The sequence below is a fragment of the Ruminococcus callidus ATCC 27760 genome (assembly GCF_000468015.1).
Classification (GTDB): domain Bacteria; phylum Bacillota; class Clostridia; order Oscillospirales; family Ruminococcaceae; genus Ruminococcus_C; species Ruminococcus_C callidus.
The window spans coordinates 27612-54186 of sequence record NZ_KI260296.1 but is presented as its reverse complement, the minus strand read 5'-3'; the positions used below and the strand labels follow the sequence as shown (position 1 = coordinate 54186).

30 protein-coding genes and 1 other annotated feature are annotated in these 26575 nt (G+C 52.1%); of the genes, 15 read left to right on the top strand and 15 right to left on the bottom strand.

Features of this window, described 5'->3' with window-relative positions; all coding sequences use genetic code 11:
- Nucleotides 1-45: 45 nt before the first annotated feature.
- The 10 genes from RUMCAL_RS01470 to RUMCAL_RS01425 form a co-directional block, all read right to left on the bottom strand.
- Nucleotides 46-1020 (bottom strand): helix-turn-helix transcriptional regulator, encoded by a 975-nt coding sequence (locus RUMCAL_RS01470; protein WP_021680642.1) that lies wholly within the window; start codon nucleotides 1018-1020, stop codon nucleotides 46-48.
- A 142-nt stretch (nucleotides 1021-1162) separates the two neighbouring features.
- The gene (locus tag RUMCAL_RS01465; RefSeq protein WP_051343590.1) at nucleotides 1163-2368 is read right to left on the bottom strand and encodes a S41 family peptidase; all 1206 of its coding nucleotides are present in this window, start codon (nucleotides 2366-2368) and stop codon (nucleotides 1163-1165) included.
- A gap of 87 nt (nucleotides 2369-2455) precedes the next feature.
- On the bottom strand, nucleotides 2456-3949 hold the full coding sequence (locus tag RUMCAL_RS14270; RefSeq protein ID WP_021680640.1) for a murein hydrolase activator EnvC family protein: 1494 nt from the start codon (nucleotides 3947-3949) through the stop codon (nucleotides 2456-2458).
- 36 nt (nucleotides 3950-3985) lie between these two features.
- Nucleotides 3986-4891: a permease-like cell division protein FtsX gene (ftsX, locus tag RUMCAL_RS01455; protein ID WP_021680639.1), complete on the bottom strand. Its 906-nt coding sequence runs from the start codon at nucleotides 4889-4891 to the stop codon at nucleotides 3986-3988.
- Entirely contained in the window at nucleotides 4881-5570 is a 690-nt protein-coding gene (gene ftsE, locus RUMCAL_RS01450; protein WP_021680638.1) for a cell division ATP-binding protein FtsE, read from the bottom strand. The genes ftsX and ftsE overlap by 11 nt, the downstream gene beginning before the upstream one ends.
- Nucleotides 5571-5793: 223 nt before the next feature.
- Entirely contained in the window at nucleotides 5794-6879 is a 1086-nt protein-coding gene (locus RUMCAL_RS01445) for a PucR family transcriptional regulator (protein WP_021680636.1), read from the bottom strand.
- Between the two features lie 266 nt (nucleotides 6880-7145).
- Nucleotides 7146-8837: an arginine--tRNA ligase gene (gene argS / locus RUMCAL_RS01440; protein ID WP_021680635.1), complete on the bottom strand. Its 1692-nt coding sequence runs from the start codon at nucleotides 8835-8837 to the stop codon at nucleotides 7146-7148.
- Between the two features lie 3 nt (nucleotides 8838-8840).
- Nucleotides 8841-9290 (bottom strand): YwiB family protein, encoded by a 450-nt coding sequence (locus RUMCAL_RS01435; protein WP_051343589.1) that lies wholly within the window; start codon nucleotides 9288-9290, stop codon nucleotides 8841-8843.
- A 17-nt stretch (nucleotides 9291-9307) separates the two neighbouring features.
- A complete protein-coding gene (murI, locus tag RUMCAL_RS01430) occupies nucleotides 9308-10132 on the bottom strand; it encodes a glutamate racemase (RefSeq protein WP_021680633.1) in 825 nt (274 codons plus the stop codon).
- A gap of 92 nt (nucleotides 10133-10224) precedes the next feature.
- Complete coding sequence (locus RUMCAL_RS01425; protein WP_040646468.1) at nucleotides 10225-11295, bottom strand: D-alanine--D-alanine ligase family protein; 1071 nt, start codon at nucleotides 11293-11295, stop codon at nucleotides 10225-10227.
- Nucleotides 11296-11798: 503 nt separating this feature from the next.
- Between RUMCAL_RS01425 and rpmG the strand changes: the two genes are divergently transcribed.
- The 7 genes from rpmG (at nucleotide 11799) to rplL (ending at nucleotide 15421) form a co-directional block, all read left to right on the top strand.
- Nucleotides 11799-11948 carry a 50S ribosomal protein L33 gene (gene rpmG / locus RUMCAL_RS01420; RefSeq protein WP_021680630.1) on the top strand — a complete coding sequence of 50 codons (150 nt, stop codon included), beginning with the start codon at nucleotides 11799-11801 and terminating at the stop codon, nucleotides 11946-11948.
- A 15-nt stretch (nucleotides 11949-11963) separates the two neighbouring features.
- Nucleotides 11964-12278, top strand: a complete 315-nt coding sequence (secE, locus tag RUMCAL_RS01415) for a preprotein translocase subunit SecE (protein ID WP_021680629.1) — start codon at nucleotides 11964-11966, stop codon at nucleotides 12276-12278.
- A 29-nt stretch (nucleotides 12279-12307) separates the two neighbouring features.
- Nucleotides 12308-12835, top strand: coding sequence for a transcription termination/antitermination protein NusG (gene nusG / locus RUMCAL_RS01410; protein WP_021680628.1), 528 nt, complete (start codon nucleotides 12308-12310; stop codon nucleotides 12833-12835).
- Between the two features lie 96 nt (nucleotides 12836-12931).
- The gene (rplK, locus tag RUMCAL_RS01405) at nucleotides 12932-13357 is read left to right on the top strand and encodes a 50S ribosomal protein L11 (RefSeq protein WP_040646465.1); all 426 of its coding nucleotides are present in this window, start codon (nucleotides 12932-12934) and stop codon (nucleotides 13355-13357) included.
- A gap of 94 nt (nucleotides 13358-13451) precedes the next feature.
- On the top strand, nucleotides 13452-14147 hold the full coding sequence (gene rplA, locus RUMCAL_RS01400; protein ID WP_021680626.1) for a 50S ribosomal protein L1: 696 nt from the start codon (nucleotides 13452-13454) through the stop codon (nucleotides 14145-14147).
- Between the two features lie 163 nt (nucleotides 14148-14310).
- Nucleotides 14311-14435: a sequence feature (ribosomal protein L10 leader region), on the top strand.
- 37 nt (nucleotides 14436-14472) lie between these two features.
- The gene (gene rplJ, locus RUMCAL_RS01395; protein ID WP_021680624.1) at nucleotides 14473-14985 is read left to right on the top strand and encodes a 50S ribosomal protein L10; all 513 of its coding nucleotides are present in this window, start codon (nucleotides 14473-14475) and stop codon (nucleotides 14983-14985) included.
- Between the two features lie 61 nt (nucleotides 14986-15046).
- Nucleotides 15047-15421, top strand: a complete 375-nt coding sequence (rplL, locus tag RUMCAL_RS01390; protein ID WP_040646463.1) for a 50S ribosomal protein L7/L12 — start codon at nucleotides 15047-15049, stop codon at nucleotides 15419-15421.
- A 76-nt stretch (nucleotides 15422-15497) separates the two neighbouring features.
- Here the strand turns inward: rplL and RUMCAL_RS01385 are convergent, their stop codons facing one another.
- The 4 genes from RUMCAL_RS01385 to RUMCAL_RS01370 all read right to left on the bottom strand — a co-directional run bounded on the left by RUMCAL_RS01385 (nucleotide 15498) and on the right by RUMCAL_RS01370 (nucleotide 16943).
- On the bottom strand, nucleotides 15498-15752 hold the full coding sequence (locus RUMCAL_RS01385) for a pro-sigmaK processing inhibitor BofA family protein (protein ID WP_021680622.1): 255 nt from the start codon (nucleotides 15750-15752) through the stop codon (nucleotides 15498-15500).
- 13 nt (nucleotides 15753-15765) lie between these two features.
- Entirely contained in the window at nucleotides 15766-16104 is a 339-nt protein-coding gene (locus RUMCAL_RS01380) for a hypothetical protein (protein WP_021680621.1), read from the bottom strand.
- Nucleotides 16105-16220: 116 nt separating this feature from the next.
- Nucleotides 16221-16583: a hypothetical protein gene (locus RUMCAL_RS01375; protein ID WP_040646461.1), complete on the bottom strand. Its 363-nt coding sequence runs from the start codon at nucleotides 16581-16583 to the stop codon at nucleotides 16221-16223.
- Nucleotides 16584-16694: 111 nt separating this feature from the next.
- Entirely contained in the window at nucleotides 16695-16943 is a 249-nt protein-coding gene (locus RUMCAL_RS01370) for a hypothetical protein (RefSeq protein ID WP_040646459.1), read from the bottom strand.
- 158 nt (nucleotides 16944-17101) lie between these two features.
- Here RUMCAL_RS01370 and RUMCAL_RS01365 point away from each other — a divergent pair, with 158 nt between their 5' ends.
- The 3 genes from RUMCAL_RS01365 to RUMCAL_RS01355 all read left to right on the top strand — a co-directional run bounded on the left by RUMCAL_RS01365 (nucleotide 17102) and on the right by RUMCAL_RS01355 (nucleotide 20929).
- Nucleotides 17102-17605 (top strand): metallophosphoesterase family protein, encoded by a 504-nt coding sequence (locus RUMCAL_RS01365; RefSeq protein ID WP_021680617.1) that lies wholly within the window; start codon nucleotides 17102-17104, stop codon nucleotides 17603-17605.
- A gap of 265 nt (nucleotides 17606-17870) precedes the next feature.
- Nucleotides 17871-20360: a YfhO family protein gene (locus RUMCAL_RS01360; protein WP_051343587.1), complete on the top strand. Its 2490-nt coding sequence runs from the start codon at nucleotides 17871-17873 to the stop codon at nucleotides 20358-20360.
- 23 nt (nucleotides 20361-20383) lie between these two features.
- Nucleotides 20384-20929 (top strand): NUDIX domain-containing protein, encoded by a 546-nt coding sequence (locus RUMCAL_RS01355; RefSeq protein WP_021680613.1) that lies wholly within the window; start codon nucleotides 20384-20386, stop codon nucleotides 20927-20929.
- A 107-nt stretch (nucleotides 20930-21036) separates the two neighbouring features.
- On the opposite strand, the gene spoVG is transcribed toward RUMCAL_RS01355, so the two are convergent.
- Nucleotides 21037-21360 carry a septation regulator SpoVG gene (gene spoVG, locus RUMCAL_RS01350; RefSeq protein WP_021680612.1) on the bottom strand — a complete coding sequence of 108 codons (324 nt, stop codon included), beginning with the start codon at nucleotides 21358-21360 and terminating at the stop codon, nucleotides 21037-21039.
- A 241-nt stretch (nucleotides 21361-21601) separates the two neighbouring features.
- Between spoVG and murC the strand changes: the two genes are divergently transcribed.
- From murC to RUMCAL_RS01325, 5 genes are all read left to right on the top strand, one after another.
- Nucleotides 21602-23032, top strand: coding sequence for a UDP-N-acetylmuramate--L-alanine ligase (murC, locus tag RUMCAL_RS01345; protein ID WP_040646484.1), 1431 nt, complete (start codon nucleotides 21602-21604; stop codon nucleotides 23030-23032).
- Between the two features lie 372 nt (nucleotides 23033-23404).
- Entirely contained in the window at nucleotides 23405-23761 is a 357-nt protein-coding gene (locus tag RUMCAL_RS01340; protein WP_021680607.1) for a cell division protein ZapA, read from the top strand.
- A complete protein-coding gene (locus RUMCAL_RS01335; RefSeq protein WP_021680606.1) occupies nucleotides 23758-25800 on the top strand; it encodes a U32 family peptidase in 2043 nt (680 codons plus the stop codon). Before RUMCAL_RS01340 ends, RUMCAL_RS01335 begins: the two co-directional genes overlap by 4 nt.
- A 9-nt stretch (nucleotides 25801-25809) precedes the next feature.
- A complete protein-coding gene (dut, locus tag RUMCAL_RS01330) occupies nucleotides 25810-26250 on the top strand; it encodes a dUTP diphosphatase (protein ID WP_021680605.1) in 441 nt (146 codons plus the stop codon).
- A gap of 28 nt (nucleotides 26251-26278) precedes the next feature.
- The gene (locus RUMCAL_RS01325) at nucleotides 26279-26545 is read left to right on the top strand and encodes a DUF4321 domain-containing protein (RefSeq protein WP_021680604.1); all 267 of its coding nucleotides are present in this window, start codon (nucleotides 26279-26281) and stop codon (nucleotides 26543-26545) included.
- Nucleotides 26546-26575 lie beyond the last annotated feature (30 nt).

Here is a 26575-nt window from a genome sequence, read left to right as displayed (position 1 = left end):
TCGCCAGACGCTCTTTGTGCGGTATTGCCTTAACTCCACGTGTTCCTATGCCTTTTCATATAATGCCAGCATTTGATGCAGTTCTTCCTGCATTTCGTCCACCAGACTCTGCGGCGACAGCACCTTTACCCATGCCCCCTGCGACAGCAGGTACATGATAATGCCGCGTCCGTGGTTGACTTCCGCTTCGATGATGCTGGTTCTGCCGTTTTGCTCCACTACCTTTGCTGTGGGCAGTCTGTCCAGAATTGCCTGTACCGACAGACCGGAAAAGGCAAACCGGATTCGCTCCGTCTTCCCGGGAAACAAAAACTGGTTCTTCTCCCGCAGATCGCCTTCGTCAAAGTCGTACTTCCGTTCCAGCGTAAAGTGTTCCTGATGCTCTGTCATCGACACAATGCGGTCTGCCCGAAAGAACTTCGGCAGATACTGGTCATCGTCAAATGCATACGCGATCAGGTAAAAATAATACTCACTGAACATCAGCGAAACCGGTTTAATTTTCCGCTTGACGGCTTCCCGATTCATTTTGTAGTAAGTAATGGTGATCGGTCGCTTTTCATCAATGACCTGTATCAGTTTCCACAGCGTATCGATCAGCGAATTGCAGTCCGTCTTGACTTCGTGATAATGGTAAATTTCCTTGCGTACCAGCTTGTCAAATTTTTCCCGATCCTGTGTTGTGGTAAACCGTTTCAGCTTGGAAATCAGCCGCAGCACGTCTTCCTTGGGCAAACAACGGCTGCCCAGCATTACCTTTACCAATGCAAACAATTCCTTATTTTTGAGGAACTCCTCACAGTTCAGGTGATACGCTTTATCTTTATAGGAATACACCAGTTCCGCCTGCTGCATCAGGTCGCGGTGTTCCGCCAGAAATTCCTGTATTTTTCCAATGTCCCGTCCGATGCTCTTGGTAGACACGCCGTATTCCGCTGCCACTGCTTTTACAGAGATGGTTTCTCCCCGCAGCACCCGAAAGAAAAGTTCCAGCATACGGCTGTTTTTTTCAGTTTCCATGATGATGCCTCCTTTTCTTTCATTATAGCACAGCAGCGGGACAGCGGTCTGTCTGTTCAAAAAGAATTCAGAACGTATTTACACAAAAATGAGATGCACGTTTTTGCGGCAAAATTTTATGCCAGCGGTATTGTCTTAAAAATCACTTCGCCTGCACCATTTCGATTGCCTTTTTCAGCTGCGGGTCTTTTTCCGGATTCGGATCGCTGTAGTCCACTGCATCTTCTCCGGCTTCCACGATCTCGTCCGGCTTGATGCCTACCTTGTGATAACACTCCCCCTTGGTGGTCTGATAAGTTGCCACCGTCAGTGTCAGTGCTCCGCCGGAAGGCATGGACTGTGTCACCTGCATGATACCCTTGCCGAATGTCTGCGTTCCCACAACGGAAGCCTTTCCGAAATCCCGCAGCGAAGCGGTGAACAGTTCTGCTGCACTGGCAGTGTTGCCGTTGACGATCACCGTCATGGGCAAGCTGCACTCTGTGGCATCTGATTCCACCAGCGTTTTGGTCGTGCCGTCCCGATAGGTGGCAATGGCGATCTCGCCCTCCGGCAGCAGCGGATCCAAAATCTTTTCCAAAGCCGACACCAGTCCGCCGCCGTCGTCCCGCAGGTCAAATATCAACGCCTTTGCCCCGTCCTGTACCAGCCGGTCGTAGATCGCCTGAAACTGTTCCGGCGTGTTGCCTTTAAAGGAACTGATCCGGATATAGCCGATCTGTCCGTCCAGCATCTGTCCCTCGGCAGTCGTCACTTCGATATTCTGCCGTTCCACGTCCAGTTCCAGTGTGTCGCCGTTCCGCTGAATCGTCAGCTGCACCGTGGTACCTGCTTCGCCTCGAATTTTAGACAGTGCTCCGGCGTAGCCCAGTTCTGCCAGATCTTCGCCCTCTACCTTGGTGAGAATATCGCCCTGCTGCATACCGGCTTTTTCTGCCGGAGAATCTGCATTGACTTCCTCCACCTGCAAATAGCCCTCGTCTGTTTGTGTCACCGTTACGCCGATTCCCACGGTCTGACCAGCTTCCTCTGTCTGATAAGCCTGATATTCCTCACTGGTCATGTACTGGGAATAAGGATCGTCCAGACCGGCAACATAGCCTTTCATAGCCCCCTGCATAACGGCTTCGTCGTCCACGTCGGTATAATAATTCTGCTTTACAGTTGCGGCAAGCTGCCGGAGTTCCCTGTACTCCGTGTTGCCAGCGTAGTTCCGATAAATGCCCAGTCCTGTTCCTACGGCAAGCACACCGCAAAGACAGAACAGCAGGATCAGTGTCGATTTCCGCACCGGCACTGTTTTTTCCTTTGGCATATCCTCCTGCATTGCATCTGATTGTTTTCGCATATAACCTACAATCCTTTCTTCCAAAAAAGGCAGAGGACTGCAAACGCATACCCCTGCCTTTTTCATTTTCTCAAAAATGCATTTTGATTACAGATACTTCATCGGGTCCACCTTGGTGCCGTTGACACGCACTTCAAAGTGCAGGTGGAAACCAGTGGAAAAGCCTGTGCTTCCCACATAGCCGATGGTCTGTCCGGCACTGACGGTCTGTCCGGCAGAAACAGCCACCGATGCCATATGTCCGTACAACGTAGAATATGTACCGTCATGCTGGATAATGACATAGTTACCGTAGCCGCCGCCGCAGCCGCAGCTGCCGCTTTTCGGATAGTTGTGGGAGCAGCCGGTTACAACACGAACGACTGTGCCGCCCTTTGCTGCAACGATCGCTGCACCGGCATTGCCGCCGGCAATATCAATTGCACCGTGTGTGGTACCCCAGCGGTTGCCGAAGGTACTGGAAATGGTATAGAATCCCGGGCAGGGCCATGTGAAGCCGCCGCCGGACGGTGCAACACTGCCGCTGTCGTCGCTGGAAGAATCTGAACTGCTGCTGGAAGAACTGTTCGAACTGCTGGAGCTGCTGGAATTGTCCTTCTGGCTGTTCGAAGAAGATGTATTGTCATTTTTCGAAGAAGAGCTGCTGCCGGAGGACTGATTCTTCTTGGCTTCCTCCTGCTGCTGTTGCTTCTGGGCTTCCAGCTTCTTCTTGGCTTCTTCTGCCGCAGCTGCTTCTTCCCGCTTCTTCTTTTCAGCTTCCGCAGCCGCTGCAATTGCCGCCTTGATCTGGTCTTCTTCTGCGTCCAGAGCCTTGTTGTTTTCTTCCAGTGTTGCCACATCGCCGTTCAGCTGCTCTTTCTGCCGCTGCATCTGCTCCTTGGCTTCATCGGTTTCAGAATAGGTCTGCTGGAGATCCTCGATTGCCGCCTTGAATTCTTCCTTCTTGGCCTGCTGGTCTTCCTGCTGGCTTTCCAGATCGGACTTTTCTGTTTCCAGTTCCGCCTTCTTTGCGTTGCAGGTTTCCAGCTTGTCCTTCAGGTCGTTGACCAGCTGGTTGTCATGATTTGCCACACGGGACATCAGTTCATACTTGGAAAGCAGGTCGTAGAAGTCAGTCGCACCCACCAGAGCCGAAGCCAGACTGTCGTTGCCCTGTACGTACATGGCACGAAGCCGCATCTTGAACTCGTCCAGTCCAATGGCAATATCGGCTTCCATGACCTTGATGTCATCTTCCGCCTGTGAAATTGCCTGTGTGGTTTCGTCGATAGACTGAGCAATGCGATCCAGTTCCTGTGAAACGATGTCCAGATTGCTCTGCTGCAGGGTGATCTTTTCCTGCAAAGTCTTCTGGTACGCTTCCTTTTCTTCCAGATCAGACTGCAAAGAATCCAGTTCTTTCTGCTTCTCTGCGATCTTCTTTTCGTTGCTCTTGCGTTCTTCCTGTAATTCTGCCAGCGTCTTTGCCGATACCGGAATATCCCTGATCGGTGTCCAGTTTGCTGCCATGCCGCCTGTCAGAATGGTCATACAAAGCAACGCACTGGTAAAACGCAGACTCAGATGTTTCTTCTTACTCATAGAAAATAGCCTCCTAAGATGTGCATCGGCATTGTTTTAAACATTCAGGTGCTTCCGCATAGAGATCATACTGCCGAACGCTCCGAACAGCGTACCGGACAGCAGATATGCCAGAGCCACCTTCCATGCCAGTGCACGGAACGGAATGATGCTGCCCATGCCGATCACAGACAGGAATTCCACCTGTCCGGTCAGCAGGCCGACCAGCGAATCATAGCCGAACCAAGTGATCGCCAGTGCAACACCACCAGCAAGCAAGCCGGTGATCATACCCTCCACAAAAAACGGGATACGGATAAAAGAGTTGGTTGCACCAACGTATTTCATGATCTGAATTTCTTCCCGCCGTGCGAAAACGCTCGCCTTTGTGGCATTGGAAACGATCACAACGGAAATGACGACCAATGCTGCAATGATCACACCGAATACAACAGTCACGATCTTCCGTACCTCGGTCAGAACGTTGACAAAGTCCATGGGAGCACGGATCGAATCAATGTGATCCAGTCCCTCTACCTGTGTAATCGTTGCAGAAATCTGTGAAATATCTTCAACACGGATCCGATAGCTGTCAATCAGCGGGTTGTCGTCCCCCAGTGAATCGAACAGCACTTCATAATCCGACATGCTGTTTTTCAGATCTTCAAACGCCTGCTCCTTGGAGTAAAAAGAAATCTCCGAAATGTTTGGAATCTGTGCCAATTCCGATTGAAAATCTGCAAGTTCCTGATCTGAAGTACCCTCGTCCATATAGATAATGACTTCATTTTTATCTTCTACGCCGCCGATCATAGAGGTCAGGTTCATATAAAACAACACCGACATACCCACCAGCAGCAGTGAAACCAACAGCACACAGAATGAAGCGAATGCCATCATCCGGTTTTTCCAGATGTTTTCCACACCCTGTCCAATCAGGTACTTGAAACCACTAGCTTTCATGGATCAGATTCCCTCCAATCACTTCGTCAAAGACGATCTGTCCCTGATCGATATTGATGATCCGTCCGCCGAACTGCCGCACCAGACTGTGTTCATGGGTTACCATCAGAATGGTAGTCCCGATGTCATTGATGCCCTGCAGCAATTCTACGATCTCATAAGAAAGTTCCGGATCGATGTTTCCCGTCGGCTCGTCCGCAATAATCAGCTGCGGGTCGTTGACCAATGCACGGGCAATCGCCACACGCTGCTTTTCACCGCCGGACAGCTCGTCCGGATAGGCATATGTCTTATCCTGCAAACCTACCAGACCAATTACATACGGCACACGCTTCCGGATATATTTCGTCGGTGCATCGATTACCCGCAGCACGAATGCCACGTTTTCATACACTGTCATAGACGGAATCAGTCGGAAGTCCTGAAAGACAAATCCAATGGTACGCCGCAGGGCAGGAATCCGCCGCCGCCGAAGTTTGTTCAGGTTATAGCCGTTGACACTGATCGAACCGCTGGTCGGGTTGATCTCTTTTAAGATCAGTTTGATCATGGTGCTTTTTCCGGCACCGGACGCACCAACTACAAAGGCAAAGTCTCCGTCATTGATTTTCAAGTTGACATTGTGCAGTGCATCTACGCCGCTGGAGTATGTCACAGACACGTTCTTCAGTTCAACCATAGTTCACACACATCCTTTCTCTGGGCACTTCCGGCATACCGCCGGAAATACCGTTTCAGTTGATCGCAGACATCCACTTTTCCGGACAGCACACACAAGTTTCCTGCGTTGCTGCCCTTACCAATAAAATTGCACAAAGAGCCGCCGATGCAAAACGCCACACGCTGCACCGGCGGCTTTTATGCCGGAGCGATGCTTCACGCCCTCACCCCGTCCTTATTCATCAGAACTTCGCCGGATTCGCAGAGAGGTACTTCTTGACCATCAATGCGATCTTGAAGATAATGGCATGGTCGAATTCCCGCAGGTCCAGACCAGTCAGCTTCTTGATCTTTTCCAGACGGTACACCAGTGTGTTCCGGTGTACAAACAGCTTTCTGGAAGTTTCAGAAACATTCAGGTTGTTCTCGAAGAACTTCTGAATGGTAAACAGCGTTTCATGATCCAGAGATTCAATGCTACCCCGCTTGAATACCTCGTGAAGGAATGTTTCACACAGCGTGGTCGGCAGGTGATAGATCAGGCGGGCAATGCCCAGATTCTCATAGCTGACAATCGCCTTGTCGGTATCGAATACCTTGCCGACTTCCAGAGCCATCTGTGCTTCCTTGAACGAATGGGACAGTTCCTTGACACCGGTCACAATGGTACCAATACCCACGTTCACGCGGGTGTAGAACTCGCTGCTCAAAGTATCTGCAATGGAACGGGCAAGCTTTTCCAGATCCTTGGTGTCCACAGCACCCTTGATCTCCTTGACCAGAACAATATCCGATTCGGAAATGGTAAAGACAAAGTCTTTATTCTTATCCGGAAACAGATTCTGAATGACATCGTATGCAGAAACGTCATTTGCCGATACAATGCGTACCAGCAGCACTACGCGGCTGACTTCCGAGTTGAAGTGCAGTTCACGTGCCTTAATGACGATGTCCCCCGGCAGTACGTTGTCCAGTACTACATTCTTGATGAAGTTGTTGCGATCGTACTTTTCATCGTAGTACTGCTTGATATTGAACAGGGAAATTGCCAGAATATTGGCATACTTCGCAGCAGTGTCGTCCATGCCCTCTACAAAGACCGCATACTCCGGCTTTGCACGAGAACCAAACGGCTTATAGGTATAACCGTCGCGGATAAAAATATCATGTACATCACTGAGGTCGAGGGAAACGAACTCATTGGTCGTTCCCACCTTTGTCAGGTCGCTGCAAGCGATGATGGTCGCGGTGTCATCGACAACGCCAACGGTTGCGTCAATGGTATCCCGCATCTGGTGAACCAGTCCTTGAAATAATCTGTTCGACATATGGAACTTCCTTTCCTTTTGTAATCTCGGCTTCCGCCAGTTTTGCGGCCGGCGGGCATATCACAAACTGCATCCACCTGTTCAATATATTACAAATTGTAACACATTGCGAAACGATGTTTGTGAATATGCAGTTAAACTTTATGAGATATTTCGAGTATTGCTACGTTTTTTTGTGCTTTCGCACGATTTTCCATAGAGAATCTATTTTTTTGCTGTAACCTGCTTGTAATCTTTCCCGTTTTTTCCGGCATCTGTCAGCAGGATCACATCTTCTCCGGACAGGTCACCTTCAGGATCCGGAGGGTATTGGCAACGCCCTGACGAGCCGCCTCACAGAGCAGCAGACGTGCCTGCTTCAGTTCCGGCGTTTCCGCATACTTGATACTGCACACGTCATAGAACTTGTGGAACAGAGTCGCCAGCTCGGTAGCATACTTAGTGACCTTGGACGGGTCATATGCCTTGGCAGCAGCGTCCAGTTCCGACGGCAGTGCTGCCAGATGCCGGATCAGTTCCAGTTCCTGTGGCTGTGTCAGCAGGGACAGGTTGCTGTGGTCGCACTGTTCCAGTGTCAGTCCTTCCTCCGCCATGGCACGCAGCAGGCTGCAAATGCGGGCATGGGCATACTGTACATAGTATACCGGATTCTGCGAGGACTGCTCCACAGCCAGATCCAAGTCAAATTCAAAATGAGAATTTGCCTCTCTGGTGTTGAAGAAGAAACGGGCTGCGTCCAGCGGAATTTCGTCCAGCAGAGTGACCAGTGTGATCGCCTTGCCGCTGCGTTTGGAAAGCTTGACCACTTCGCCGTCACGCATCAGCATGACCATCTGCATCAGTACCACATCCAGACGGGCTGCATCTGCACCCAGTGCGGTCAGGGCTGCTTTCAGACGAGGCACATAGCCGTGGTGGTCTGCACCCAGAATGTCAATTGCCTTGTCAAACTTCCGCACCATCAGCTTATTATAGTGGTAAGCAATGTCCGGTACCACATAAGTGGGGATCCCGTTGGCACGTACCAGCACGAAGTCCTTGTCCGCACCGAAATCCGTTGCCTTGAACCAGACGGCACCCTCCTGCTCATAGGTATAGCCACGCTTGGTCAGTTCGTCTACCACCCACTTTACCTGTCCATTCTGATGCAGGGTGCTTTCGCGGAACCAGTTGTCATAGACAATGCGGTACTTCTTCAGATCCCGTTCCAGACCGGCGATGTTCTTCGGCAGTGCAAATGCCACCAGTGCGTCCCGTCTGGTCTTGGCATCGGTGTTGACATACTTGTCACCGTTTTCAGCGATAAAGTTTTCCGCATGCTCTGTAATGTCTGCCCCGTGATAGGCATCTTCCGGCATTTCCACAGAGGGGTCAAAGTGCTGGAGATACCGCACTTCCAGAGAAGTGGCAAACTTTTCGATCTGGTTGCCGGCATCATTGACATAGAATTCCCGCTGTACGTCCCAGCCTGTCCACGCCAGAATCTCTGCAAGGCTGTCGCCCAGTGCACCGCCGCGGGCATTGCCCACGTGCATCGGTCCGGTGGGGTTCGCGGAAACGAATTCCACTAGTGCCCGCTTTCCGGCACCGGTCTGCGTCTTACCGTAATTTTCTTTTTCCGTGAGGACAGTTTCCGTGACATCGGCAAACCACTTCTGCTGGAGGAAGAAGTTCATAAAGCCCGGACCTGCGATCTCTGCCCGTGCAAAGATCGTGCCGTTCAGCGAAATAGCCTCCAGAAGCAGCTCCGCAATTTTCCGCGGTGCCATGCGGAAGGTCTTTGCACTGACCATTGCCACATTTGCCGCAAAGTCCCCGTGGGACTTATCTGCCGGAATCTCTACCCGAAACGCCGGGATCGGTTCTGCCGGAAGCTTTCCCTCGCCTACGAGCCGTCCCAGTCCCTCCACCAGAATCTGGTGCAGAGCCTCGGAGGCACTCTTCATACAATCTGCCATAGTTTACTTTGTTCCTTTCGTATTCTCCTGCGGTTCCTGCCGTTTCCAGTGAATGGTGATCGTGTTTTCCGACAGGAAATTTGCATTCATATCAATAATGTATTCCATTTCCACAGAACCGGAGGATTCCTCCAGTTCGCAGAGCAGCCGCTTCGCCTGTACGCCGATAGTCATTGCCCCGTATGGAGTCTGATACAGGCAGAAATGCTTTCTGCCGGTTTCCAGCGTCAGGTTGGAATTTGCCGTGCCGGTGCGTAAGATCGTCACCAGTGACTCGTTCGCCACCTGTATGGTGGTCGTCGAGCCGGCAAAGCCCGTTGCGTCTGTATCTTCATAGGACAACTGCAACGTGTCGTCCCGCATCTCACAGGTACCGGTGGTCATCAGTTCGGTTTCTTCGTCACCGTCCGGTGTGATCTGCCGTGTTTTCATGGTAATCAGAACAGATTCCAAAAATACCTGCTCCCTTCTTAGAAATTGCAGCGGAACACCTTTCCCACCACATTCCGGTGCAGAAAATGTCCTGCATTTTCAATGAACATCTCCGTGCTGTCGCTGACATAATAGGTGTTTTCGCCGGCAGTCTGCCGGTCTGTCAGCAGATCCTGTTCTTCCAGACAACGGCGGGCATACTTCGCCGCCTCCGCTCCGGAGGAGATCAGCTGCACATCCGGTCCCATATAATCCGCGATGATGTCACGGATCACCGGATAATGGGTGCAACCCAAGATCAGGGTATCCACGCCGGCTTTCCGCACCGGTTCCAGATACTCCTCTGCCACCAGCCGTGTCACCGGATTGTGAAAATCCGTATAGCCGTTTTCCACCAGATGCACGAACAGCGGACAAGCCTGCCCGAATGCTGTCATTTCCGGATGCAGCTTCTGAATCGCCTTTTCATAGCTGCCGCTGCGAATGGTCGCCGGTGTTCCGATGATGCCGATCTTGCCGTTGCGTGTCACTTCGCAGGCAGTCCTTGCCGCCGGAAGCACCACGCCGGTAAACGGCATATCTGTTACAAAAGGCTGGTCGCCTACAATAGAGCTGACTGTACCGCAGGCGGCAATGATCATTTTCACGGCATACTGCCGCAGAAACGCCACGTCCTCCTTGGCATAGCGGAGCACCGTTTCCGGACTGCGGCTGCCGTAGGGAATGCGGGCGGTGTCGCCGAAATAGATAATATTTTCATGGGGCAGAATGGCGTTCAGTTCTTTCACTGCCGTCAGACCGCCCATACCGGAATCAAAAACGCCGATTGCATCATTTTTCATGGTGTCATCTCTGCTGCTCATTGTCCGGAGCAGCGTCTCCTTTCCTTAACGACTCTAAGGCAACCCTGCACAAGCTTTGTGCGGTGTTGCCCTAACTATATTCAGGTTATCGTTCAGGTTCTTGCAGCGTTTTCTATTGCCTGCTCAATGAGTTTATCTACCAGATATTCCTGCTTCATGCCCAGATGTTCCATCAGCTTCGGATACATGCTGATGCTGGTGAAGCCCGGCAGCGTGTTGATCTCGTTCAGAATGATGCTGCCATCCTTAGAGAGGAAGAAGTCCACACGGGACAGCCCCTTACAGCCCAGTGCCTGATATGCCCGCAGAGCAGTTTCCCGAATCCGGTCAGATTCCTGATCGGTGATCCGTGCCGGAATGTACAGCTTGGAGGAACCGTTGACATACTTGTCGTCGTAGTCGTAGAATTCCGCAGCCGGCTCGATCTCGCCCACATAAGAAGCAATGGGAGCATCGTAGCCGAACACAGCCACTTCCAGCTCTCTGCCGTCGATGAATTCTTCGATGATGACTTTTTCATCATGGGTGAACGCGATCTGCACCGCATCTTTCAGGGATTCCAGATCGGTCGCCTTGCTGACACCTACAGAGGAGCCTGCATTTGCCGGCTTGACGAACAGCGGAAAGCCCAGTGTTTCCGCAATGGCAACGCACTTTTCGTTCAGCTTGTTCAGGTCACGCTGGTGTACGCTTGCCCACTTGGCAGTCTGAATGCCGTTGTAGTCCAGCACCGTATGGGTCATGCCCTTATCCATGCACACAGCACTGCTCAGAACGCCGCAGCCCACATAGGGGATTCTTGCCATTTCCATGATGCCCTGTAATCTGCCGTCCTCGCCGTTTCTACCGTGCAGCACCGGAAAGACCACGTCTACCTTTTTTATATAAGTTTCCCCGTTTTCAATGGTGACGATGCCGCCGTGCAGCGGATCCGGAGAGAGGATCGCCGCAGTGCAGTCCGGATTCTGTTCCCATGCACCAGTAGAGATCTCCGAAACGTCGCCGGGAAAATAGAGCCAGCGGCCTTTCTTGGTGATACCGATGCACAGTACCTCATACTTTTCTTTCGGAATGCTGCGAATGACGTTCTCCGCGGAAACCAGCGAAACATCATGCTCACTGGATACGCCGCCGAACAAAACGGCTACTCTGATTTTTGCCATGTGTCTATACTCCTTTATGATTTGTGAGAGCCTGCTTCGCAAAAGCAAAGCGAACCCAAATCCTGTCGCTGCAAGAACCGGTGTCATGCCGGATACTATTATATATCCGGATACAGCGGATTTTAGAACTGATCTGCCGCCAAATTCTGTATACAAAACCGGCAAAACAGACAGCAGCGAAGATTCCTCATTCTCTATTTTATCATAATCTACAAAAATCTGCAAGGGGTTTTCAAAAAAAAGCTGTCCCGAATCCGTTTTTTTCTCAAAAAAGGAAATTTTTTTGAGAAAAGCCTTGACAGAAAACCGGAAATGTGCTATACTGGAATCACCTCATTGCATGAGGCTTATTTTTTGCACAAATTCCGGACTTGCTGTCCGGTTTGCTGCGAAAACCCTCATGCGGATTCTGAGGGAGGCAAAAGAACCGGAAGACTGCTGATGACAGCAGGAGAGCCGGCTTCCGCATATCGGAAGAAGTAAACGAGCAGGAGGTGCCGATCATGAGAGTGAAAGTAACACTGGCTTGCACAGAATGCAAGCGTCGCAACTATGTTACCAAGAAGAACAAGCGGAACAATCCGGACCGGATTGAAATGAACAAACACTGCAAGTTCTGCCGGAAGCATACGCTGCACAGAGAGACAAAGTAATGGGGGTCCGAGGCAATGGCTGATAAGGAAAAAAACGCCGGGCAGGAAGCTGCTGTAAAGAAGGCGAACAAAGCAGCATCCGCAGACTCCAAAAAATCCGGCAAAAACAAAAAAGGCGATAAGGAAAAGAAGGGCTTCTTCTCCCGCATTGCCGGCTGGTTCAACGACCTGAAGAAGGAATTCAAAAAGGTCGTTTGGCCGGATCGCAAGAAGGTTTTCAACAACACGCTGGTCGTAGTCGTTGTTGTTGTCATCGGTTCTGTGCTGGTAGGTCTGATCGATTCCGGTCTGCTGAAGCTGATGCAGTTCCTGATGGGACTTTCTAACTAATTTCGTGACCAGAACAAGGAGGATTTCGTATGTCAGAGGCAGCTAAATGGTACATCATTCACACTTATTCCGGCTATGAGAACAAGGTCAAGCAGGACATTGAAAAGGTGGTTGAAAACCGGAAGCTTCATGACCTTATCCTAGAAGTTCAGGTCCCCACCGAAACGGTGACAGAAATCACAGACGGAAAAACAAAAGAACTGGAACGTAAGCTGTTTCCGGGCTATGTTTTTCTGAAAATGGTTTACACAGATGATACATGGCATGTGGTAAAAAATATCCGCGGTGCCACCGGTTTTGTCGGTCCCGGCTCTGAGCCCACTCCCCTCTCTGAGGAAGAAGTGGCAAAGATGGGCGTTGACATCGGCGGCAACATCGAAGTGAACTACGCTGTCGGTGATACCGTAACGATCTCCGGAACCGCTATGGACGGCTTCTCCGGCGTGGTACAGGCCATTCATCTGGAAGACGGTACAGTTGATGTGCTGATCTCAATGTTCGGTCGTGAAACTGCCGCAACATTGCAGCTCAATCAGGTGATCCGTCAGGACGATTAATTGCAAACATGCAAAAACAATTCGGAACCGCCCGCGGTTCCGGTGGGAGAGATGTGACAGCATCTCGCCATTAACCACAATATGGAGGTGTGCAGTATGGCACAGAAGGTAACAGGTTTTATTAAGCTTCAGATTCCCGCAGGTAAAGCAACACCTGCTCCTCCGGTTGGCCCGGCACTGGGTCAGCACGGTGTAAATATTATGGCGTTCACAAAGGAATTCAACGAACGTACAAAGAATGACATCGGTATGATCATTCCGGTTGTTATCACTGTATACGCAGACCGTTCGTTTACCTTTATCACCAAGACTCCGCCGGCTGCTGTTCTGATCAAGAAGGCTTGCGGAATCGACACTGCTTCCGGTGAGCCGAACAAGAACAAGGTCGCAAACATCACCAAGGAACAGGTACAGAAGATCGCAGAACAGAAGATGCCGGACCTGAACGCTGGTTCTCTGGAAGCTGCTATGAGCATGATCGCTGGTACTGCCCGTTCGATGGGTATCGTTGTCGTTGACTAACGGGAGCCGAACGTCGGTGGGAGGAAATTTCCGCTAACCGGATCTGCGAGAAAGCAATCCGGTACTACCACTACACTAGGAGGATTAAAATATCATGAAACACGGAAAAAAATATAATGACAGCCGCAAGGCTGTAGATAGTGCAAAGCAGTACGCTTCTGAAGAAGCACTGTCTTTGGTTTGCACAAATGCAAAGGCTAAGTTCGATGAAACCATCGAAGCTCACATTCGTCTGGGCGTTGACTCCCGTCACGCAGACCAGCAGGTTCGTGGTGCAGTTGTACTGCCGAACGGCACTGGTAAGAAGGTTCGCGTTTGCGTATTCTGCAAGGAAAACAAGTACGAAGCAGCACAGGCTGCCGGTGCAGACTATGTCGGCGGTCAGGATCTGGTAGACAAGATCACCAAGGAAAACTGGATGGACTTTGACGTAGTTATCGCTTCTCCGGACATGATGGGTCTGGTTGGTCGTCTGGGTAAGGTCCTCGGTCCCCGCGGCTTGATGCCGAACCCGAAGGCTGGTACCGTAACACCGGACGTTGCTAAGGCAGTTACCGAAGCAAAGGCTGGTAAGATCGAGTATCGTCTGGACAAGACCAACATCATTCACTGCCCGATCGGCAAGGCTTCTTTCGGTGCAGATAAGCTGACTCAGAACTTCGAAACTCTGATGGAAGCAATCGTCAAGGCAAAGCCGGCTGCAGCAAAGGGTACCTACCTGAAGTCCTGCGTCGTTACTTCTACCATGGGCGTTGGCGTAAGAGTTGCTACCAGCAAGTATGGTGTCTGAGTGCTCTCTTTGAGAATCTCAAAGTTTTTTGCAATTTCTTCCCTGCTGTCGTTTCCGGCGGCAGGGATTTTTGCGTTTCATCTGCATCTCGAAAAAAATTTTGATTTTTTTGCAAAAAAGGCTTGACAAGCACCGAAAGATGTGCTATACTGTAATAGTTGTCAAACAACAATATCGTATTCTAAAGACAGTTGGTGGCGTAAGCCGTAAGTCCAACCGAGGAATGTGCAATGACCTGTGAAATACAGTGCACGGTTCCCTGTCGAATCGTGCTTTTTTATTGCGATTTCTGATACGATACATGATCTATCGGAGGTGAAATCTCATGGCAAGTGAAAAGATTTTGGAAAGCAAGAAGGCTAAGGTTGCTGCTCTGACAGAAATGCTGCAGGACAGTGTATCTTTCGTTCTGGTAGACTACAAGGGCATCAGCGTAGAAGATGACACCAAGCTGCGTAAGGAACTGCGTGAAGCTGGCGTACACTATGTAGTTGAAAAGAACTCCATGCTGCGTTTTGCATTCAAGAACATGGGCATCGATGCATTTGACGAAGTTCTGCACGGTACAACTGCTGTTGCACTGTCCAAGGACGATCAGACTGCTCCGGCTCGCGTACTGGGCAAGTTCGCTGCAGATCACGAAGACTTCTTCAATCTGAAGGCTGGTTACGTAGAAGGCGTTGCTTATGACGCTTCCGGCGTAGAAAAGCTGTCCAAGATTCCGTCGAAGGAAGTTCTGCTGGCACAGCTGGTTGGTTCCCTGCAGGGTCCAATCCAGAAGCTGGCTGCTACACTGCAGGCAGTTGTGGACAGCAAGTCCGAAGATACTGCTGCATAAGTATCGCAGAGATTTTGGCTCTGCAAAATGTTTTATTTAATTGTTAAAGGAGATTATTATCATGGCATCTGAAAAGGTTTTGAAGTTCGTTGAAGATATCAAGGAACTGTCTGTTCTGGAACTGGCTGAACTGGTTGACGCAATTCAGGAAGAATTTGGTGTAACTGCTGCTGTTGCAGCTGCTCCGACTGGCGGCGACAACGGTGCTAACGCTGCTGCTGAAAAGACTGAATTCGACGTTGTTATGACTTCCTTCGGCGACGCTAAGATGGCTGTCATCAAGGCTGCTAAGGAAGTTCTGGGTCTGGGTCTGAAGGAAGCTAAGACTCTGGTAGAGTCTGCTCCGGCTACTCTGAAGGAAGCTTGCCCGAAGGCTGACGCTGAAGCTCTGAAGGCTAAGCTGGAAGAAGCTGGTGCAACCATCGAACTGAAGTAAGTTTTTTCCGACATTTCTTCGTTTCATAAAAAGCGGGGACATCTCCATGTGAGGTGTCCCCGCTTTTTTATTGCTTTCAAAGCGTAAAGTGCAGCACTACCATGAGAATCACCCCCGGCACGCCCAGCACCCCTGCCTGTACCAGATGCAGCAGATTCAATGCGGGAGAAAATCCGAAGAATCCCCCGCCGTAGTGCACCAGCAGCAATGCCAGAAAGCCGCTTCCGACTCCTGCCAGCATTGACAAAATCTTTCGCTTTCGCCGGAGATAATAGCATAGCATGCAAATTCCCAACACAGCCCAGATTCCCCAGAATACCACTTCTTCCATCTTTCTTCTCCTTTTATGTGAGCAAATACGCCAGAGCCATTAGCAATTTCTTGTCGCAGCCGTCCCAGCCGCCGTCTTTGTACAGCATGACCATCATGGCGAGAATCAACATGGTGTCACCGTCCAGTCCGGACAAGAGCCCCTTGGGGCGAAACTGTGCCAGATTTCCCAGCAGCGGCATACCAGTCTGCGGCGACGGTGTTTTTTCCTGCGGCGGCTCCTCCGGCGGATAGTCCGCATAGGGAGAGGGTTCCTGCTGTTTGCCGAAATACACCCGCTTCTGCATTTCCCTGGCACGCCGTGCCGCCTCCCGCCGCATTGCGTTCTGCTCCTGTTGAGAAAATTGTGCCATGTGATTCCCTCCTCTCCTGCCAAAACCTGTTTCCTTTTAAGGCAATACCGCACAAAGATTGTGCGACAGATGCGTCGTCAAATTTTTCGTCAGATGAAACAAAAAGCGGTATTGCCTTAAAGCAGATCCTGTAGCAGTCCGTTTTCCCGCACCGCACTGAATACCGCGTATAATTTCATCAGTTTCACCGCCTGATCCAGCTTTTTCTGCCGCTGATCTTTCAGGTGCGGACGCAGTGCCAGCAGCAGCTTCGCATCTTCATCGTTGTTCTGCATGGCTCCCATCAGTTCCTGGATCCGCAGCAGCATGTTGATGTCAAAGCCGCCGCCTTCGCCGGATTCCGTCTTTTCCGCAGAAGCCTGCTGTCCCTGGGATTCCCCGCCGGTTTCCTGCTGGAGCATCTGTGCCAGTTCCTGTAACTGCTGTACACTCTCCGGATCGGACAGAATGGCTCCCATTTTTCCCAACATATCGTCCACACGTTTTCACCGCCCTTCATGTACCGGCAGCCGAAGCTGCCTGGGGAAACACTAAAAAATCTGATGACGCATCTTACGCACAGGCTTTGTGCGGTGTTGCCCTAAAAAAATTTACTTTCCGGAAAGTTTCTGATACAGTGCCTTTGCCTGCGGGGAACTGATGAGCTTTTCCACCATTTTCGGATTCTGCATCACCTTTTGCAGCATGGCAGAATCTTTCTGGCTCATGTTCTTCAGCACCTTGTCATACTTGCCGGACTCCAACTCGCTTTTCAGCTGTTCCGGCGGTACGCCCAGCTTTTTGCTTGCCGCCTGCAACAACTGATCGACCTGCTTCGGGTTCAGATTCTTGCGTTCCATAACCTCGCTCCTTTCGGCGTTCGCTCCGCATACGGGAAGAATCCGTATGCAGGGCAGGCTTACAAAACTTTTCAAAAAAATGTTGTCATCTCTCCGAAATTGTGTTATAATAAAGGGTAAAGGCAACATACTGCCTGAATTTTTCTTGGAGGTATCCTATGCGAATTATCGTCATTTCTGATACACATCAATATTACCGGAATTTTGAAACGATCGTGCTCCGCAATCCCGATGCGGATATGTTTCTGCATCTGGGTGACGGCGAAAGCGAATACCAGCTGCTCTGCCGGAACATGCCCGAAGTGGCAGACAAATTCCGCTATGTCAAGGGCAACTGCGACTACAGCAGCGATGCTCCTCTGACGGAACTGATCGACGTTGCACCGAATCACCGCATTCTTGCCACCCACGGACACCGCTACCGTGTCAACTCCACGCTGGACTATCTGGAACAGGAGGCTCTGGAAAACGGCTGTGATGTTGCACTCTACGGACACACCCACGAATCCAGATGCACCTATGAAAACGGCATCTACGTGATGAACCCCGGCAGTGCCTCCTGCCCCAGAGATGGCAACCCGCCGTCTTATGGTGTGCTGGAAATCACCAGTGCTGGCATCATGACCAACGTGGTATTTCTGACACCAAAAACAATGTTCTAAGGAAACACTGCATAAAGCCCGCCTGACGGCTTTGCACGCAATCTGCGTACAGATTTTCCCGTCATATTGCCCAGAAATCCCTTGCCATAATAACGGCAGTCTGCCTGCGGAATTTCTGACAATCTGCCAAAAAATCTGACTACGCATCTTACGCACAAGCTTTATTCAGTGTTTCCCTAACGGCTCGCGGATTGCCTTGCCTATACCTAGCATATGCCGTAAAATGAAATCCGTGCATCACTTCCCTGACAAAGGAGCTTTTTTCATGAAATCAGTGACACTTCGCCGCCCTGCTCTGCGGGAGGAACTCCGCCGGTATTTGCTGGCATTCCTGCTGGGCTTCGGCAGCCTGCTGGTGGTGATTCTGCCGATCATCATCGCAGACGGCGGCTATTACATCTACTATGGCGACTACAATTCGCAGCAGATCCCCTTTTACAATCTGGCAAATGATGCCGTTCGCAGCGGCAGCTTCGGCTGGAACTGGTACACCGACCTCGGTGTCAACTTCATCGGTTCCTATGCCTTTTATCTGCTGGGCAGTCCCTTTTTCTGGCTGACCACCATTCTCCCCCGCAGCTGGGTAACATTTGCCATGCCGGTGCTGCTGTGCATGAAACACGGCATCGCCTCTCTGACGGCATACGCCTATATCCGGCGGTTTGTACGCAGTCCTCACGCTGCCATGATCGGCGGCCTGCTGTATGCCTTTTCCGGCTTCCAGCTGTTCAACATTTTCTTCAACCACTTTCAGGACGTGACCGCGTTTTTTCCGTTGCTGCTGATCGCCATGGAAGAACTGGTCAACCAGAACCGCCGCGGCGTGTTTGCCCTTTCGGTGGCACTGCTGGCAGCGATCAACTACTTTTTCTTTACCGGTCAAGTGGTCTTTCTGGTGCTGTACTTCATCGTGCGGTGCTTCTCGAAGAATTTCCACGCATCGCTGAAAAAGTTTTTCCTCGTTCTGCTGGAGGCAGTCATTGGCGTGATGATCGCCTGTGTCATTCTGCTGCCGTCGGCTCTGGCAATTCTGGCAAACAATCGGGTTTCCGAGCATCTGTTCGGCATGGACATGGTGGCTTACAGCGACCGCACCCGTATCTGGCGAATCCTGTTGAGCCTGTTCCTGATTCCCGACGTGCCGGCTCGCCCGAACCTGTTCTCCTCCGACTTCGGAAAATGGGCTTCCATCGGCGGATACCTGCCCATGTTCTCCATGGCAGGCGTACTGGCATTCCTCAAGCAGCGTGACGGGCACTGGGCAAAACGCATTACTGTGATCTGTGCAGTCTGTGCCTGTGTACCGATCCTGAACAGTGCATTCTATGCACTGAACGGTTCGTATTATGCACGCTGGTTCTACATGCCCATTCTGATTCTCGCCCTGATGACTGCCTACAGCCTGGACAACCGGCAGATCGACTGGAAATACGGTTTCCGCATCTGCTTTATCTTCTTTGCCGCATTTGCAGCGATCTCCCTGCTGCCCACCAAGGAGGACGATGAAATTCACTGGTTCTCCTTTGCGGAATATCCGTTCCACTTCTACTTGGTGCTGCTGATCTGCACTGCCGGTCTGGCGGTTTCCATTTACCTGCTCCGCTGCCGGAAAAAGCACAAGCCATTCCTCAAACAGGCAATGGCTCTGACCACCGGCTTCTGCGTGGCATGCACCATGGCAGTGGTTTATTTCGGAGCATTTGAACCTTTCCGTGCCCGCACTTACGTCGATCAGGCAATCGATCCGGAACAGGAGATCTCCCTTTCTGTATCAGAGGACAACTTCTTCCGCATCGACATTTCGGAAAACTGCGACAACTACCCCATGCTGTGGAAGCTGCCCAGCATGCGGACGTTCCACAGTGTCGTTCCGGCATCGATCATGGACTTCTACAAGGAACTGGGTATCACCCGTGATGTTGCCTCCCGTGCAGACACTTCCTACTACGCTCTGCGGGGACTGCTTTCTGTAGAATATTACTACCAGCAGCAGGAAATCGGCAAGATCACTGCCGACACGCCTACCTGCGACCTGCCGGGCTTTGTCTATGACACCACAGAAAACGGATTCTACCGGTTTAAAAATACCGCCTATGTGCCGATGGGCTTCACCTTTGACTACTACCTTTCCAAGGGCATGTGGGACGGCACCTCTACTTCTTACCGCACCAATTTGCTCATGCGTGCACTGGTTCTCTCCAACAAGCAAATTGAAAAATACGGCAGCTATATGCAGCCCATTTCTAACAACAATGTGCAGATGACGGAAGAAGAATACTTGCAGGAATGCAGCAACCGTGCCGCATCTGCCTGCGATTCGTTCCGCTATGATTCCAGCGGCTTTACTGCAACGATTTCGCTGGAAAGCCCGAATCTGGTCTTTTTCAGCGTCCCCTATGACGAGGGCTGGACAGCCACAGTCAACGGCAAGCCTGCAGACGTGGAAGAAGTGGACAACGGCTTTATGGCGGTAGCGGCAGAAGCCGGTGACAATACCATTGTGTTCCACTACACAACACCCGGTCTGCACGCTGGTGCGGCACTGACTGCCGGCGGCGTTGTCCTGTTTGCCGCATACATGCTGATCTGCTGGAAAATGGGAATCCGCCGCAAAACGGAACGCGTCTGCTGTGCAGACTATCCGGTTTCCGCAGAAGAGGAGATCCTGCCGGAACTGACTGCACCTGATGACAACACGGAAGCACAAACCACAACGCCTGCCGAAGACAACACCGGCACAGAAGAAACTTCATAAACAGAAAAGTGGAGGTATACAACATGCACTTACAGGAAAAAACAACCGGAAGCGAAAAGACCTATCAGGGCAAAGTTTTCTACGTGACGCGGGACACAGCGGAACTGGAGGACGGCAAGGAGGTACAGCGTGATGTGGTACACCACTCCGGCGGTGTCTGCGTAGTACCCCTGACGGAAAAGGGCACTGTCCTCATGGTAAAGCAGTTCCGCTATCCCATGCAGCAGGTCACACTGGAAATCCCCGCCGGCAAGCTGGAAGCGGGCGAAGATCCGGCAGACTGCGGCAGACGGGAACTGCGGGAGGAAGCCGGCAGAACCTGCGGAAAATATACTCCGCTGGGAAAACTCTTTCCCACACCGGCATATGATACAGAGGTCATTCACATGTATCTGGCACAGGAGCTCTCGGCTCCGGAAGCACAGGATCTGGACGACGGAGAATTTCTGGACGTGACGGAGCTGCCGCTGGAACAGGCAGTGCAAATGGTCATGGACGGCGAGATCCCCGATGCCAAAACACAGATTGCCCTGCTGAAAACTTACGTGTTGCTGCAAAAGGAACAGTAAGTTTCAGATATTGCACCGCATCTTGTGTGATGTTGACTTGAACAAAAAAGCCGCCGGAGAGGCAGCTCCGACGACTTTCAGGGTATCTTAGATTGTTATTCCGGAACTTATACCGCAGCAGGCTGTGCCTCAGGACTTTCCTCCGCAGCTTCTGCCTGTGCTTCGGCTTCCATTAACGCGAGATGCTCGTGATAAGCCTCCAGAATCTCTCGTTCCATCATTTTTCTGGCGGCGGCAGAAATGGGGTGCACAATATCGCGGAATACACCGTTTTCGTCTTTCCGGCTGGGCATTGCCACGAACAGCCGTTCGTCCCCCTGTACGACCTTGATGTCGTGCACGGCGAGCATGTTGTCTACGGTGACAGAAACAACTGCCCGAAGCCGTCCTTCGGTAATGATTCTTCTGATTTTAATATCTGTGATTTCCATGTGATGACCTCCTCCACATACTGCGGGGCTCCGTTCTGTCATTTGGAAAACGGACCATGCTGACTTCAAAGGTAAATTCCGTTTCCAGAGGAACACCGCAGAAATTGAAAATGAATTTTCAATTTCGTAACAAAAAAAGGAGAAACGTCCGTGTCACCACAAACGCTTCTCCTTTGAAGTACGTTACTTATCAGTATACACGATAAATTTGAAAATTGCAAGAAAGAAAAAGGTGATTTTTTTGAACATTGACATTTTAAACGGAAAAAAGCATATCCACTTTATCGGCATCGGCGGCAGCGGCATGTATCCGCTGGCACAGATCCTCCACACCAAAGGATTCTACCTCACCGGTTCCGACAACAACGAAACGGAAACCCTACAGGCAGTCCGCGACATGGGCATTCCCGTATATCTGGGACAGCGTGCGGAAAATATTGAGGGGGCTGACCTGATCGTACACACCGCGGCGATCATGGCAGACAATCCGGAACTGATTGCAGCCAAAGCCAGCGGCGTGCCGGTGCTGGAACGGAGCGAACTGCTGGGTATTGTGACCAGCTGGTATGACAATGCCATCTGCGTTGCCGGCACCCACGGCAAGACGACGACCACCTCTATGGTGACGCAGATCCTGTTCACCGCCGGCGTAGATCTGTCCGCATTCATCGGCGGCAAGCTGCCCTGCATTCACGGCAGCGGCAGAAGCGGCTCCAGCGACATCATGACCTGTGAAGCCTGCGAATTTGTAGATACGTTCCTGAAACTCTATCCGGACATCGCCGTGCTGCTGAACATCGATGCCGATCATCTGGATTACTTCGGCACCGTGGAAAATATCATCAAGTCATTCCACAAGTTCGCACAGCTGACCTCCAAGGCAGTTATCTACAACGGCAGCGATGCCAACACCTGCAAAGCTATGGAGGGCATTACCGGCAAGGAATGCATCACCTTCGGCAAAACTGCGGACTGTGACTATTATCCCGCAAATATCCGCCACGTTTCCGGTCTGGAAACCCACTTCCAGCTGATGCACCTTGGCAAAGAACTGGGCGAGATCGTCCTGCATGTTGCCGGTGAGCACAATGTGCTGAACGCTACTGCTGCGGCTGCGGCTGCCATGTATGTGGGCGTTTCCTTTGCAGATGTGGCAAAGGGGCTGGCAGAATTCCGCGGTGCCGGCAGACGGTTCGAGAAGAAGGGCGAAGTCGGCGGCATTACGCTGGTAGACGACTACGCTCACCACCCCACCGAACTGACTGCGACCCTGAAAGCTGCAATGGCAATGCCGTTCCGAAAGGTCTGGGCAGTGTTCCAGCCGTTCACTTTCTCCCGCACCGCCATGCTGCTGGACGAATTCGCAGAAGCTCTGTCCATTCCGGATCACGCTGTCCTGACGGACATTATGGGCTCCCGCGAAAAGAACACCTATCACATCTTCACACGGCAGCTGGGTGAAAAAATTCCCAACGCAGTCTGGTTCCCACAGGACGAAAGCGATCCGGAAACCACCGACGAACGGAAATACCAGAACTTCGAACAGGTCACCAACTATATCTGTGACCATGCACAGGCTGGCGATCTGGTCATCACACTGGGCTGCGGCGATGTCAACAAGGTGAACAAGATGATTCTGGAAGAACTGGAACGGCGGCAGAGTGCGAAGTAACGGCAATTCCGTCCTGTTTGAAAAATTTCCAAAATACCCTCTTTTCAATCTGCGAAAAATGTTGTATAATAGAGAAAGTTGCTAAGGCAACACCGCGCAAAGCTTGTGCGTAAGGTGCGTTGTCAGATTTTTTCGGCAGATTGCCCAGAAATTCCGCAGGCATACTGCCGGTCGCAATTTATCTTAGTGCGACACTCCTTTGTTCTCGGGCAGAATCCTGCCTCGAACGCAGTTGTCTGGCAAGGGATTTCTGGGCAATATGACGGAAAATCTGCACACAGATTGCGTGCAAAGCCGTCAGGCGGGCTTTGTGCGGTGTTGCCCTAAGGAAACAGTGCACACGTTCACCTTAAAGAAAGGAATCACAACACTATGTCAAATAAAGTCAAAGTCGTGATCTGCGGCAAGGATTTCACTTTGCAGACCGCAGAATCCTCCAACTATGTCTTCGGTCTGGCACGCACGCTGGAATCCCGCATCACGGAAATTACCGATGCCAACAGCAGTGCCTCTCCGTTTACCGCGGCAATTATGGTCGGGCTGGCAACGCTGGACGACCTGAACAAGGCAAATGCCAAGCTGGACAGCATTCGGGATCAGTCCAAGGAATATGTGGACGAAGCCGGAAAGACCCGTCTGGAACGGGACGCTGCCATGCAGCAGGTGGAAGCCCTGAAATCCCGTATCGCAGAACTGGAACGGGAACTCCGTGAGAAAGACTCCAAATGAGAACACCTGAAATTTTAGCACCTGCCGGCTCGGAAGATGCCTTGCTGGCGGCTCTGCGGTGCGGTGCCGATGCGGTCTATGTGGGCGGAAAACAATTCTCCGCACGACAGAACGCCGCCAACTTCGATCTGCCCCAATTACAGCGGGCAGCGGAACTCTGCCACCTCTATGGGGCAAAGCTGTACCTAACAGTCAACACGCTGGTATTTGCACCGGAGTTCCCTGCACTGGTACAGTTTCTGGAAGCGGCGATCCGGCTGGGCGTAGATGCATTTCTGGTACAGGATTTCGGACTGCTGGAACTGATCCGGCAGATCTCTCCTGACGTACCCATTCACGCTTCCACGCAGATGACCATTCACACGCCGGAGGGTGCCCTCTGGGCAAAGGAGCACGGCATTTCCAGAGTCGTGGTTTCCCGCGAGCTCTCCCGCAAAGAAATTGCCGCGATCTGTAAAACCGGCATCGAAGTGGAAACCTTTGTCCACGGTGCCCTCTGCATGAGCGTATCGGGACAGTGCGGACTGTCCGCCATGATCGGTTCCCGCAGTGCCAACCGCGGCAGATGTGCACAGGCATGCCGACTGCCCTTTTCTGCAAAGGGCGATAAAAACGGCTGTGCTCTCTCTCTGAAAGACCTCTGTCTGGTGCCTTACGTGGCAGAACTGGCAGAGGACGGCGTGGCATCGCTGAAAATCGAGGGCAGATGCAAACGGCCGGAATACGTTGCCGCCGCAGTCACTGCATTAGTGCAGGCACGTGCCGGAGAAACGCCGGATCTGGACACCCTGCGGGCAGTATTCTCCCGCAGCGGATTCACAGACGGCTATTATACCGGCAAACGGCAGCAGATGTTCGGCACCCGCCAAAAGGACGATGTGCTCCAGGGGCAGAAAGTCCTGCCCCAGCTGGCACAGCTATACCAGAAGCCCACACCGCAGGTTCCGCTGGACATGCATGTCACTGTACAGACCGGTCAGCCGGCAGTGCTGAAACTGCGGGACGGCGACGGTATTTCCGTTTCTGTTTCCGGTGATGTGGTACAACCGGCACGCACGAAAGCAACCGATCTGCCCCAGTTGGAACGACAGCTGGGAAAGCTGGGCGGCACGCTCTATACCCTGTCCGGTTTGCAGGCAGACTGCGACGGAACCGGCATGCTCCCCGCTTCGGCGTGGAACGCTCTGCGGCGGGAGGGCATTGTTCAAATGAACGCCGCCAGAATCGCTGCGAATACGCCAAAGTATACCATGCGGCACATCACGCTGCCCGCACTTCCAGCAGCCGGACAACACACCATACAATACCGCATCATCCAGAAGCAGTGGGACAGCCAGTCAGCCACACTGCTGAAGCAGCCTGACGTGGAGGCACTGCTGCTGCCGGCGGATACGGTTTCCGATGCTGTGCCGGCAGTCTGTCGGGAACGAATTTTCCTGACGCTGCCGCGGTTTTGTGCAGACGAAGCCAAAGTGCGTCTATGGCTGGAACAAGCCAAAGCTCTGGGATTCTCCCACGTGGTCTGCGAAAATGTTTCCCATATCCGGCTGTGCCGGTCACTGGGGCTGACGCTTCACGGCGGCATGGGACTGAATGCGGCAAATCCGTCCTGTCTGTCTTTTTTGCAGCGGGAATCCTTGCAGGACGTGATCCTCTCACCGGAACTGACCATTGCCCAGAGCCGGCACTGCACCGGACTGCCCGCAGGAGCGTATGCCTACGGGTTCCAGCCGGTCATGACCATGCGGAACTGTCCCGTACAGGCAGAAGCGGGCTGCCGGAACTGCACCCATGGTCTGACAGACCGCACCGGCAGAACTTTTCCGGTATACTGCCACAAGGCAGCCGGTATCACAACGATGTACAACGCCGTTCCCACGTGGCTGGCGGACAAGCAGGAACAGCTGTCACACAGCAGCTTTCTGGTGCTGGACTGTACCCTGCAGCCCGATGCCTGTTCCGTGCTCCGTGCCTACCAGAACGGCGAACCTACAAAAGAAGCAATGACACGGGGACTGTTTTTCCGTGGTGTTGAATAGGAGGCTTTTATGTATATTTCTGTTCAGAAGCTGCGTCCGCACGCCCAGATTCCCAAGCGTGCCACCGCACAAAGTGCCGGCTATGATCTGTACGCCCTGCCGGAGGAACCGCTGACCATTCAGCCGCAGGAGATCTGCAAGGTGCCTACCGGCATCGCTGTGGCTCCGTCCCGTCCGGACGTTGCCCTGTGCATCTTCCCCCGCTCCGGACTTTCCACCAAGCACGGCATCACGCTGATCAACAGTGTTGGGCTGGTGGACAGCGACTATCGGGGTGAACTGCTGATCCCGCTGATCAACCACGGCTCGGAGCCCTTTACCGTAGAAGCAGGCATGCGGATCGCACAGCTGGTCGTGCTTCCGATCCTGACACCGGAACTGAAGGAAGTCACCCGTCTGGACACCACCGAACGGGGTGCCGGCGGCTTCGGTGCAAGCGGACTGTCATAATTTCAGAAAGGAGGACTTCAGAAGCCCTATGAAAAAGTTTCTTGTGTATCTCTGTTCCATTGTGGTCGCCGTGATTCTCGGCGGTGTCATCGGCAATCTCTGTGTGGGGATCGCTCCCCTGAGCTGGCTGGACTACGCCCCGCCGCTGCACCTCAAAACTCACGAGTGGAATCTGTATGTGGCAGACCTGACCTTCGGCATTCAGTCGAAATTTAACATCGCCCAGCTGCTGCTGACGATCATTGCCTGCTTTGTCGCTCCCAAAATCGAGCCTTTGATCGGCAAAAAGAAATAAGGCAATACCGCACAAAGAGCGTCTGGCGAC